Source organism: Nostoc sp. (genome assembly GCF_036917415.1).
Lineage (GTDB): Bacteria > Cyanobacteriota > Cyanobacteriia > Cyanobacteriales > Nostocaceae > Nostoc.
The window spans coordinates 56,280-68,502 of the sequence record NZ_JBALDJ010000002.1 but is presented as its reverse complement, the minus strand read 5'-3'; the positions used below and the strand labels follow the sequence as shown (position 1 = coordinate 68,502).

The 12,223-nt window shown below is 43.7% G+C and carries 11 protein-coding genes and 1 pseudogene; 7 read left to right on the top strand and 5 right to left on the bottom strand.

Going from position 1 to position 12,223, the window contains the following annotated elements:
• Positions 1–26: 26 nt before the first annotated feature.
• The 3 genes from V7K41_RS00420 (at position 27) to V7K41_RS00410 (ending at position 1,888) form a co-directional block, all read left to right on the top strand.
• Entirely contained in the window at positions 27–422 is a 396-nt protein-coding gene (locus tag V7K41_RS00420; RefSeq protein ID WP_334845200.1) for a pentapeptide repeat-containing protein, read from the top strand.
• A 94-nt stretch (positions 423–516) separates the two neighbouring features.
• Positions 517–1,002 (top strand): DUF2243 domain-containing protein, encoded by a 486-nt coding sequence (locus V7K41_RS00415; protein ID WP_334845199.1) that lies wholly within the window; start codon positions 517–519, stop codon positions 1,000–1,002.
• Between the two features lie 280 nt (positions 1,003–1,282).
• Positions 1,283–1,888, top strand: coding sequence for a DUF4129 domain-containing protein (locus tag V7K41_RS00410; protein ID WP_334845198.1), 606 nt, complete (start codon positions 1,283–1,285; stop codon positions 1,886–1,888).
• A gap of 47 nt (positions 1,889–1,935) precedes the next feature.
• On the opposite strand, the gene V7K41_RS00405 is transcribed toward V7K41_RS00410, so the two are convergent.
• Positions 1,936–3,219, bottom strand: coding sequence for an aspartate aminotransferase family protein (locus V7K41_RS00405; RefSeq protein ID WP_334845197.1), 1,284 nt, complete (start codon positions 3,217–3,219; stop codon positions 1,936–1,938).
• Between the two features lie 522 nt (positions 3,220–3,741).
• Entirely contained in the window at positions 3,742–5,529 is a 1,788-nt protein-coding gene (locus V7K41_RS00400) for an ABC transporter substrate-binding protein (RefSeq protein WP_334845196.1), read from the bottom strand.
• 360 nt (positions 5,530–5,889) lie between these two features.
• Here V7K41_RS00400 and V7K41_RS00395 point away from each other — a divergent pair, with 360 nt between their 5' ends.
• The 4 genes and pseudogenes from V7K41_RS00395 (at position 5,890) to V7K41_RS00380 (ending at position 9,270) form a co-directional block, all read left to right on the top strand.
• On the top strand, positions 5,890–6,906 hold the full coding sequence (locus tag V7K41_RS00395; protein WP_334845195.1) for a potassium channel family protein: 1,017 nt from the start codon (positions 5,890–5,892) through the stop codon (positions 6,904–6,906).
• 211 nt (positions 6,907–7,117) lie between these two features.
• A pseudogene (locus V7K41_RS00390) lies at positions 7,118–7,225 on the top strand (ribbon-helix-helix domain-containing protein); the annotation flags it as partial.
• Positions 7,226–7,321: 96 nt separating this feature from the next.
• Complete coding sequence (locus V7K41_RS00385; RefSeq protein WP_334845194.1) at positions 7,322–7,591, top strand: hypothetical protein; 270 nt, start codon at positions 7,322–7,324, stop codon at positions 7,589–7,591.
• A gap of 281 nt (positions 7,592–7,872) precedes the next feature.
• On the top strand, positions 7,873–9,270 hold the full coding sequence (locus tag V7K41_RS00380) for an eCIS core domain-containing protein (protein ID WP_334845193.1): 1,398 nt from the start codon (positions 7,873–7,875) through the stop codon (positions 9,268–9,270).
• A 1,051-nt stretch (positions 9,271–10,321) separates the two neighbouring features.
• Here V7K41_RS00380 and V7K41_RS00375 read toward each other — a convergent pair.
• The 3 genes from V7K41_RS00375 to cdaA form a co-directional block, all read right to left on the bottom strand.
• Positions 10,322–10,447, bottom strand: a complete 126-nt coding sequence (locus tag V7K41_RS00375; RefSeq protein WP_334845192.1) for a hypothetical protein — start codon at positions 10,445–10,447, stop codon at positions 10,322–10,324.
• A 66-nt stretch (positions 10,448–10,513) separates the two neighbouring features.
• On the bottom strand, positions 10,514–11,263 hold the full coding sequence (locus tag V7K41_RS00370) for an isoprenyl transferase (RefSeq protein ID WP_334845191.1): 750 nt from the start codon (positions 11,261–11,263) through the stop codon (positions 10,514–10,516).
• A complete protein-coding gene (cdaA, locus tag V7K41_RS00365; RefSeq protein WP_334824919.1) occupies positions 11,260–12,183 on the bottom strand; it encodes a diadenylate cyclase CdaA in 924 nt (307 codons plus the stop codon). Before cdaA ends, V7K41_RS00370 begins: the two co-directional genes overlap by 4 nt.
• Between the last annotated feature and the right edge of the window lie 40 nt (positions 12,184–12,223).

The window sequence follows — 12,223 nt, the reverse complement described above, 5'->3', positions numbered from 1 at the left end:
AACAAGATCGCCTGTGAGGCTGTTATATGCCTGAAGTCAATTCTCAGCAGTCCATAAATAATATCGCTACTCTTGTGGAGAGTTATACAGCAGGAAAACGGGACTTTAGTAAAGCAGAACTGAGTAATGCTGATTTGCAAGGCATTAACTTAAAAGGATCTGACCTCAGCTATGCTGACTTAAGTGAAGCTAACTTGAGTAGCGCTAATTTGAAGGGAACTGATCTGAGCTTTGCCGATCTCAGTCAAGCTAATCTCAAGGATGCCGATCTTAGGGGAGCATTATTGATCTCAGCAAATCTTTGCCAAGCTGACCTTAAAGGAGCGAACCTGAAAAAAGCAGACTACGATCGCACCACCCATTTTCCCCAAGATTTCGACCCAGTGAAAGCAGGTATGCAGATTAAATTTGTAAATTATTAATTTAAGTTGAACGATCGTACTTGCCTCAAGATAGAAGATTTTTTTCCCAAAAGATGTTGTATTTTGGTAAGAAAGCCTATCTATGAGGTTGACAATGGAGGCAAAAAGTGAAACCCCCAACCAACGCGCACCACTAATTACTGCTGGAATTTGTCTTGGTGTGGGTCTTGGAGGATTTCTTGATGGAATTTTACTGCATCAGCTCCTCCAGTGGCATCATATGCTCAGTAGCATTCGACCTCTGACAAACATGGCGAATATAGATTTGAACATGGTATGGGATGGGTTATTTCATGCCTTGGATTGGGTATTCACCGTGGTAGGACTTGTGTTGCTATGGCGTGCCGGAGGACGTGATGAAGTTCCTTGGTCATCACAGACCTTTATTGGGTCACTAATGATTGGGACTGGGTTGTTTGACTTCGTTGAAGGTTTAATTGACCACCAAATTCTCGGTATCCATCATGTGAAACCAGGCCCAAATCAGTTAGTTTGGGATTTAGGATTTCTTGCATTCGGTGCGCTACTTATTGTTATCGGTTCGATAGTGATAAAAAAAGAGTCAGTAGTTAATAGTTAATAACTATGGGGCATTGGGCATTGGGCACAAGAGACAGAGGAGCAAAGGGCACAGAGGCAGAGGGGAAAAACTTACTGCAACTTTTCCTCGTTCACTGAATGTAGCCGAAGTGCTGCTCCCCTTGCTCCCTGCTCCCTGCCCCCTGCCCCCTGCCCCCTGCCCCCTGCCCCCTGCCCCCTGCCCCCTGCCCCCTGCCCCCTGCCCCCTGCCCCCTGCCCCCTGCCCCCTGCTCCCTGCCCCCTGCCCCCTGCCCCCTGCCCCCTGCCCCCTGCCCCCTCCTATGACAGATACTTTTGAAAAAACTAGCTGGAGTTGGCAGCTTTCTCAATTCCAACAACAAGCAGGTGAATGGTGGGAATACCAGTTTTACCGCTTTGAACACGCAATGCCCGAATTGCCTACTGGATGGTCAATTAGCCCCTGGCTAGGTGAATTGTTGAAATTTCTGTTTTGGCTGGTACTGGGATTATTTATAGCGTGGGTGGGTTGGCGATTATGGCGAGAATTCAGCCCTTATGTTTATTCTTGGCTAAATAGAAGTGGCAATATCACTGATTTTCGCGTAAAAACTCGCTCCAATGATTCATCTATTGCTCTTTTGTTGGAGCGATCGCAAGAATTTTATCGTCAAGGTAATTACCGTGAGGCTTGCCGTTGTGTTTATTTAGCAATGTTGCAGCAGTTGGATAAAAATGCGCTCGCACCCCACAAACTCAGCCGTACTGATGGAGAATATCTGCAATTGCTGCGATCGTCTGTGACTCCCATACAGCCTTATGAAACTTTAATTACCACTCACGAGCAATTATGTTTTGGTAATGCCGAGATTTTGCCAGACAATTATGAGCAGTGTCGGCAAGCTTATCGAGAAATTTCCCCAGAATGAAAAAGAGACGTTGCAATGCAACGTCTCTACACAAAACAAACAATATTCTATTTGGTAATAATAGCGATCGCTCGATCCACAGCTTCCAAAGCAGTATTGACTTCCGCCTCTGTGACAATAAGTGGTGGCACAAATCGGACTACTTTTGGCCCGGCTGGTACTAGCAATACGCCCTCTTTGATGGCAGCATTGACGATATCTGCTGCGGTTATTTGAATATCGGCTCGCAATTCCAAACCGTTGATTAAACCCCAACCCCGAACTTCGCTAATGTGCTGAGGATATTTTGCTGCGATCGCTCTCAATCCAGATCGCAACTGTTCACCCCTGTCTTGCACATTCTGCAAAATATTTTCCTGTTCCAATGTCTGGCAAACACTGAGTGCTACACCACACACGAAAGCATTACCGCCAAAGGTACTGGCGTGTTCTCCTGGTTGAAAAACGTCGCAGAATTTCTTGCTGATCATTGCGCCGATGGGGATACCGCCACCTAAGCCTTTAGCACTGGTGAAAATATCTGGTTCAACGCCAAGATGTTCGTAAGCCCATAATTTGCCACTGCGCCCCATACCAACTTGCACTTCATCAAAAATCAACAAAATGCCAGTTTCATCGCAAATCTCCCGGAGCTTTTTGAAATAGGCAACATCTCCCGGACGTACACCACCTTCTCCCTGCAATGGCTCGATCAGAATCGCCGCTACCCGATAATCGCCTTCATCCAACTCGCTAATCGCCACTTCCACAGCGTTAATATCGTTGTAATTTACGTAGTGGAACCCAGGAACCAAAGGATCGAAGTACTTTTGATACTTCGGTTGTGCTGTAGCGGTAATCGTTGCCAAAGTCCTTCCGTGGAAACTGGCATTGGCAGTTAGAATAATCGGTTTTTCAATGTCTAATACTGTGTGGGCGTATTTCCGCGCCAGTTTAATTGCGGCTTCGTTAGCTTCAGCTCCAGAGTTGCAGAAAAATACGCGATCGGCACAGGAATGATCGACAAGCCATTTTGCCAATTCACCTTGCTCAGGAATGTAATACAAATTAGAGACGTGGTGCAGCTTTTGGATTTGGCGTGTTACCGCTTCTACCATCGCTGGGTGGGCATGTCCTAAAGTACAAGTAGCAATTCCCGCTACAAAGTCCAGATATTCCCGTCCCTGCGTATCCCAAACCCGGCATCCAGCACCCCGTTCTAGGGCTAAGGGAAACCGAGCGTAGGTAGACATGACAGCTTCATTAAAGCTATCTGTATCAAAGGGACTAGATGCTACAGACCCTGAATCTGGGGGGATGGTGGCTTGGTCAACGAGAGTTTGTAGGCTCACTACCGCTCCTCCTGAAAGTTTTTCATTATATAGTTATTTACTAGTTTCCTAGAAATCCCTAAAAAATACTTTTTATTTAGCACAACTCGTACTTCTTCTTAAACTAACGCTTATATGACCTCAAAGGCCTGGCGGTGGTGAAAAAAATTTGTACTCAACATTTGAGCAACAGGCAATTTCCATAGGCGCAGCCTGTCCAAGTCTTGGGTAGAGTCCAGGGGTTTTTTCACTGATGTCCAAGCCTGACTCGTCAAATACTAGCCTACGCTTTTGACGCTGCTAGGACATATAGCAAAGTGCTGTTAGCGTCAGCGGGGCGTTTAGCCCGTGCTGAGTAAAAACCCAGTTGCTTTTAAGCTTTGAGCAATCAACACTGTCCTAACCTATGTGGCTACGGCTATATAACGAAATTGCCTTGCTATGTCAGGAAAAATTACAAGAAAGCTAAGAGAGTTGGAAGTTATCAAGGGTAATATATACGAATTATGAATTAGTTATGATGTCTTAAATCTTTGGTTGGAATTATTTTTCTGTGATTTTCAGTTCATCAATATTCCAAAAAGTTGATCCCAAGGCAGAAAACTTGATGGGATTGACACGTTCACGTACCGCCTGAAACGAGATTGGATTCACAAGACAGAATATCGGCAACTGTTCAGCAACAATTTGCTGAAATCTGTCATAAATCGCCTTACGCTTGCTCTGGTCTAGTTCTTTGAATCCAGCGCGGAAAAGACTGTCAATTTCTCTCTCCCATTCAGAAACTACCCATCCTTGCAATGGGGGTTTTCCTGGTAGAGCACCTTGGTTAAACTGATGAAATGAGCCTTGACTAGTCCAAAACAAAGATAGAAGATTAGGTTCAACATCTGCACCGGGAACACCAAACGCACCGACATAACAATCCCAATCTCGACGAGAGAGTAGCTTTTGCAATACTATATTAAAACTGACTACCTGCATATTCGCTTTGATACCAATTTGATTGAGGTCTTGTTGGATTCGAACTGCGGCATCGATTCTTGATTGATCTTCTGCTTTGACTAAGAGATTGAATTGCACCCGATTTTCATCTTGGTCTAACAGTTCTTTTTGGGAGTTGTATTTAAAACCCGCCTCTAGCAACATCTTCCTAGCTGTCTGGGGATTATAATCATAAACTTTTAACCCCGCGGCTGGGGACAAGTAATAGGGACTTTGAACAGCAATTGGCGAATGTTGTATTTCAGCTAAACCGCGATAGATATTAGTTTTAATTCGGTTGCGGTCAATGGCATAAGCGACTGCTTGTCTAAAAGCTAAGTTATTAAACCACCGAGATTTGAGCGGATCTATAAAAGGCTTATCTTTAGAATTACGGCCTTGGTTGAGATTGAAACCCATAAAGCTAAAACCTGCAGTCGGGCCACCATTGTAAATAATGTATTTTCCTCGCTTTTCATTTTTCTTGAGTAACCCAAATACTGCTGGTGTTACATTCAAAGTATCCAGTTCACCTGAGCGAAATCTGAGTAACTGATTTTCTGTAGAAGCAATAATTTGCCAGACAATACGTTGAATATAAGGCTGAGGATTTTGTTGAGCATCTTTGCGCCAGTAATAGGGGTTGCGTCGTAAAATTACCCGTTCAGCAGGAGTATAGCTTTCTATTTCGTAAGGACCATTGCAGATAATTGTTTGTGGATCGGTATTGGTTCCCCACATTGAGAGAAACTTAGGATTACCATTGGCATCATTGGATAGTACAGAAGAACGCAAAGCATGATCTGGCAAAATCGCTAGCTTTTCGGCGTATCTCAAAAAAGGGGCGAAAGGTTCTGCAAAAGTAAATTCAACTCGCAGATCATCTAGTTTCTGCACTGACGGGAAAGTTTCTGTGTTGCCAATACGTAAAAAATCTCGATATAAAGTGGGAATTCTTTGGTTAAGATAAATGTCTCGATAGGTAAAGACTACATCATCTGCCGTGAGAGGTTCACCATCTGACCATTTCAAACCTGTTTTTAAGGTAAAAATAATTCGCTTTTGATCGGTAGATATTGACCAAGATTCTGCCAGTCCTGGCTCCAACTTGGTAGTTATAACATTCTCATCGATCAATCCCTTGTAAATTAAAGAAAAAACACTGTATGGAGAGTCATTAATGGCATAGTTAAAAGTGGTTGGGTCACTTAGTGAAACTAGAACTAATTGAGCTACCTGAGATGCTTTGCTTTTCATCTGTGTTGGGTGACAGCTTGTGAGCAAGAAACAACAAGATAGCAGCAAACCAACTACCAAATTTAGAGGTCGAACAACAGCAGGAATCATCTCTAGTTATTTACTTTGCAGCTACTATCTACACAGTACAGTATGGTGATTTATTAGTATTAGGACAATGACAGTAGATCGAAAAGTTTTGCGCTAGCGTACCCCTCCGGGGAAGCAAGCTACGCGAAGCGTCTCGTAGAGAAGCTCACCGTTGGCAGAGCCTCTCGTAGAGAAGGTATCGCCTACGGTGGCCGCTTCGGAGTAGTGATCTGTCATAACTACATAACTTGTAGTTTAAATGTACTAAAAAGCCCGAATGCGATAAAGTTAGTAGAAAACTAGAAAAAGTAGGCTAAAAGTACTATTGTTACTTCATTTTCAACACTTGAGCAAAAATATCAACGTATCCAAAAGGAGTTAATGGCTGGAGCGATCGCTCTTGGCGGTGTTTTCTTCATTGGCACTTTATGGTTTTGGTTAGTGGAGGGCTGGTCATGGGAAGATGCAGCTTACATGACAGTGATTACTTTAGCGACTGTGGGATATGGAGAGATCCACCCACTGGGTAGCCGAGGACGATTATTTACAATTGCCCTGATTTTGTTGGGTGTAGTCAATATCGGTTACATTGTCAACAGATTTACAGAAGCGATCATTCAAGGCTACTTTCAAGAAGGAATTCGGCTACAGCAACAGAGGCGGTTAATGGAATCTCTATCAGAACATTACATCATCTGCGGATTTAGTCGGACTGGTCGTCAAATTGCCAAGGAATTTCGGGCAGAAGGTGTACTTTTTGTGGTGATTGATTCGGAGATGGAATCTATACAAAGGGCTCAGATGGAAGGTTACACGGCATACCAAGGTGACGCTACCCTAGATGACACACTCCTGAAAGTTGGCGTTGAAAGGGCGACTTGTATTGTTGCAGCACTTCCTTCAGATGCAGAAAATTTATATATCGTCTTATCGGCAAAAACACTGAATACAGGAATTCGAGCGATCGCACGGGCAAGTACAGAAGAAGCTTTGCAGAAGTTACGACGTGGTGGTGCAGATGAAGTCATATCCCCCTATATTACTGGTGGTAAGCGAATGGCTGCAGCAGCTCTCAGACCCCAAGTATTGGATTTTGTAGACGGGATTTTGACAGGTGCAGACCGCCAGTTGTATATGGAAGAATTTTTACTCGAACCGTCTTTGTGTCCTTTTGTCGGTCAAACTTTACAAAAAGCGAGATTGCGATCGCAATCTGGGGCATTAGTTCTGGCTATTCGCCGCGTTGATGGGACTTTAATCGGTGGCCCCACTGGCGATACTGTGTTAATGCCGGGAGATCGGCTAATTGGTATGGGTACAGCAGAACAGTTGCGTAGCCTTAACCAAATTCTTGGCCCGATTGGTTCCAAGCAACTGCGGCGACCAAAAAATAACTGATTTTATTTTTTCTCATTACTTTTTTATACCAAATTTTTGTAGTGTAATTGCACAAATAGATAGTATAATATCATGCAATGAAACTTCCTTTAGCGATCGCCTCTGACAAAAGCCCCCACCAAAAGCTTAGACGTGCAGCGGCTTGTCGATAGACATCGCTAACAATTAGAGTTACTCCTACTCGCCCAAAAATCTATGCAAATCTTTCTTTCTGCCACCTGAAGTAGAAGCCCTAGTTCAACGTCAACTGACTAGCGGTAAGTATCAGAACGCGATCAAAGTTATTCTTACGGGTATAAAACTCCTAGAACAACAAGAAGACATTTATCAAGGACGACTGCAAGACCTTCAACAAGAAGCATGTGTTGGGTGGGAAGCCTCCGAGCGGGGCAAAGTCGTTGATGGCTCGACTGCAATGGCTCAAATTCGCGCCAATGTGCGATCGCGGTGTTATCCCTCTTCTGTCACTCTCCGGGAGAACGATCGCTATAAGCCTTATGAGGCAATCAATACAAGCTATACTATTAGAAAAAAATGGGTCTTGTATTTGTTATTAGAAAAGAATCGCGCGATGCCTGCGGCGGGCTACGCCTACGCCTGCTATACAAAAGCTCTAGAATGCAGAAATGGTGAATGTTTTCGGAAAGTGACAGAAGAGGGTTATAGCGGTCGCCAGGTAGGTTAGGACATAAACTGAACATAGAACCTAGACACCAAGAGAGTTTCAACCCTGTCCCTTGTCACCTATTCCCTGTCCCCTGCTATAAAACTAATTCTCCCCCTTAGTTAACAAGTCTTGTGGTAATGCCCAGATAACTCACTAAAGCAGAAATTGGTGGCTGGGTTTGATTGTAAATTTAGACGAAAGTCGATAGCGATCGCCTTTTCAAAAATTGTAAAATTTGCTAATGAAAAATGCCTGGAAGTAGAAATCAGGGCTTTACCCATCAATGAAGGAAGGGTGAGATGAGCGATCGCATTTTTGGGCGCAAGAAAGCAGGTACATCAACTTTTTCAAATCTGTCCCTTGTCTCACCAACAACTTCGACGCTGGCAAATCCAGTCCGAGGCTTTGGTTTACTAACAAATAATGCTTCTATCCAAAGATTAACTGAAGAATCAACCAACCAGCAAGAAGCGCAGTCTGCTGACAAGCAATCTTTGTTATCACAAGCCATTCAACAAAGGTCTTTTGGTCACGACATTAGCCGCATATCCTTGCGTTGTCCCCAGGCAAAACTAACGGTGGGAGAACCAGGGGACAAGTATGAGCAGGAAGCGGATCGGGTGGCAAATCAGGTAATGCGGATGGTTGTACCAGACAAACTTAACCCTCCTACCGTAGAGCCTTTACAAGACTCCTTACAGCGCAAATGTGCAACTTGTGAACAGGAAGAAGACAAAGTACAAGCCAAGCCATCCATACAAGCTGCTACTGATGGTGTTTTACAGGCTGGGGATAATATTGAGAGTCAGATCAATAGTAGTAAAGGTGGGGGAAGTCTGTTATCAGATGAAGTCCGAGACTTCATGCAACCCCGATTTAGTGCCGATTTTAGCTCCGTTCGGGTGCATACTGGCAGCGACGCTGTGCAGATGAATCGGGAGTTGGGTGCACAGGCATTTACTCATGGTAGCGATATTTACTTTGGATCGGGGAAGTTGCCAGGGAATCATGAGTTGATGGCGCATGAGTTAACCCATGTCGTGCAGCAAACAGGCAAAAGGGAACTTCAACGTCAAGAAAATAATGAAGGCACTATTCAAAAATTACCTTCCTGGGAAAAGCTTGTATCTGAAACTGCTTGTGCCCTGATGAGCGATGAAGAGATTTATAAATTGTTTAGCAATTTCTATTTTGCAAATCAACCGAACGCACGTCAGCACCTAATTCATTATGTCACGGGTGCTGGTAAGGACTACCCAGAAAATGTACAGGGTTTGTTTGGGGCTAACCCACGGATTAGATCGCACATTGCCCAACTCATTAACGCTCAGATTGCTAGTGGTAGCACTACCGAAGGCTCAATAATTGGCAAGGGTGCAGATGACGGTCAAGACGCACCTATTGCACAAGGTCACTATGACTCGGAAGATTGGCGTAACGCTAATGGCAACATAGATCAAGTTGACTGGCGGTTGATAGGGAAATATAACCCGGCTCGCTATAACAAGTTTCAAATTACGATTACAGATCCTTATACTTGGCATCCACTGGAAGCGCGTCCTACACAATGTTTGCATGAGGCTTTTGAACGGCTCAAAAATAAAAGTGCGGCTGACTACATAACTAAAGGCACGGCAGAAATCATGTTGCCTCCCGTCAGTCAATCACCTGATTTACCGCTAGAATCAGATTATTAGGTATAAAGTTTTGATTTTTTGACTCCTGACCGATCAATCCCTTGCCAAAGAAAGTATAGATAGTTAATTATGGCTGATTTTATGAACACGATCGCGAAAAAGCATCATAATTCGGATTCTGCATTCAAAGTGAGTCCCTTCCAGTGCGATCGCAATCTTTCGTAAATTGGGTAGAATCCAGGTGAAGCCTTCCTGCAGGGTAGTGCAATCCAACGTTTACAATTCGTTCAGATTTGTACTTTTTGAGTTTTGGGAGTGCGCTCGCGTTTTGGAGTTTATGAGTAGTGCGATCGTATGCTGCTGATTACAGCGATATTGTCTCCAGGTTACAGGAGAGCCGGGTGTTTAGGATCTGCGGATTGGGCAAATCCAGGACTGGCTATGGTACACAAGGTCAGAGCGCAAAAGGTGCCAACCATATAACGAGCATTTTTATAGCAGCTTGCTTTGGGAAAATAAAACATGAAGTTTTTCTTTTTGATGTATAGTTCACATAATTTATCGTCAGATGCTACCATAATTTAGCGATATTTAATTTTTATCACTACAAAATAAAACAATAATCCTTGCTAAACAAGACTTTCAGCCCAAAAAGATGATTTTAGCGATAATGTTAAAAAATAAAGCTCCAAACCCAGTTTATGTCACTTGTTTAGAAGTTGACTGAAATTTTTCTTTGACCAGAGTGATGAAAGAGCGTTAGATATCACATTGCACACTTCATTTTGTAGTATATAAAGTAATAATATGAAATCTGGGTAGATATCATTCATGACAGGTTAAAACAATATTAATTTTGTCAATTCGTAATTGTCCTTAATTATTAACTAATAATAATGTACTAAATTAACGGCAGTAGTGTCTTTTCCTGCCAAAAATGAATGATGCGTTTAAATATTATGCGTAGGCAAGCATTTACCGTAGGCATTGCTGACTTAAAAATTGTGTTTCCCGCCCCATTTTGGCGAATTTTTAAGCATTATTGCTTATTGACAAATAGTTAATAATTTTAACCTGTCACCGATGGGTAGAGATGAAGGTTAAGCCGAGATCAGTGCGATCGCTTGCCCATCTTTTGACTTGAGGTGCGTAGTTTACCGCCGTAGGCATCGCAGTTGAAAACAGAGAGCGGATCGTGTTGGGAGCGATGCCTGCCTGCGGCTGTTAAACTACGCACTATGGCTGTTGAATGCGATCGCCAGCCTTGTTTTCATTATTACTAACTGCTCACTCCTGACTGATTTTACACTTTCCCAAATCGCCGCTCCCGTTGCTGGTAGGCACACAAGGCGCGGTGAAACTCAGCCCGGTCAAAATCGGGCCAGAGAGTATCGGTGATGTAAATTTCCCCATAAGCCATTTGCCAGAGAAGGAAATTAGAAAGACGCATTTCTCCACTCGTGCGAATTAACAAATCTGGGTCAGTAATTCCTGCTGTGTACAAGTGGTTCTCAAACACCTGTTCATTAATTTCATCAGGTTGTAGCATACCTTGGTGGACAAGCTTGGCGATCGCCTGACAAGCTTGTAAAATTTCCTGCCGTCCGCCATAATTAGTTGCCACCGAAAACCGGATACCACGATTATCCTTAGTTTCTTCCATTGAACGAGAAATTTCTTGTTGGAGCGATCGCGGCAAGTCTTGCAAATTTCCCACAAACTTAATTTGAACATTTTCTTCGACCATTTCCCGCAGTTCTTGCCGCAAAACTCTTTGAAACAGAGTCATCAAAAAATCCACTTCTTCCTGCGGTCTTTTCCAGTTCTCCGTTGAAAAAGCATAAGCTGTCAGCGCCTGAATTCCCCAATCCTGACAACAGCGAAGTAAATCCTTAAGAGCATCTACTCCTCGTTTATGACCCATAATTCGGGGTAGACCCTGACGTTTAGCCCATCGACCATTACCATCCATAATCACCGCAACGTGCTGCGGCAATAGTTCTCGTTTTAGATCAGTAGGTAAATCTTGCAGTTTCGTTTGTTGTGCTGTCATTTTTTATCTCGAGAAGCGGTCGATGGTAATCTGAGTAAACGTGAAACTAGTGCTAGTGTCTTCCCACCTATCCGACGAACAAAACTCAACAGACCAGGAGCAACTGCTTCCCTATCTACGGATGGAGACAAAACAGCCTCTAATGACTCTTTCAGTTTCCTAATCGTCAGCGGTCTATTTAGGGTTCCCCGTTCCGCTAAGGAAATAGAACCCGTTTCTTCAGAGACAACGACACAAATGCAATTTTCGACCCGCTCAGTAATTCCCATTGCTGCCCGGTGGCGTGTTCCCAACTGGCGCGAGGCTGTGCGTCCCGAAAGTGGTAAAATTATACCCGATGATATGATCCGTGAACCACGAATCAATGTCGCTCCATCGTGTAACAAAGTTTTCGGCTGAAAAATTGTCTGGATTAGTTCTTTAGAAACTTCCGCATTTAGCTTTACCCCTGGCACAGAAAAATCTCGCTCATCAATTGGCCCTGTGGTTTCCACAATTAGTAAAGCTCCAATGCGGTTTTTTGACAATTCTTTAACAGCCTCAACAATTTCATCAATTACACTATCAGATTTGGGAATTGCCAGACGGTCGGGTTGAAACAGCTGGCGAAATTCGCCACGCCCTAATTGCTCCAGAAAGCGCCGAAACTCAGACTGTAAAGCAACTGCCATCGCCACAGCACAACCAATCACCAACTTTTCTAGTACAAAACTTAGCAGAGGTAGTCCGAATCTGCCACTTAGTGCTGAGGCTAGCATTAAGATAATGAATCCCCGCACCATCCATAGTGTCCGGCGCTCACTAATAATAACTAGTATCATGTACGTCAGCGCCAGCACTAAGACAATATCCAGAGTCCCAAGTAGCAAGGACTGTGACCACCCCAGGTTTGTCAGCCATTGCTTCCACCAATCTCTCATGACATCTGGATTAAACTTTTGCCTCTAATTTACAGTTGGT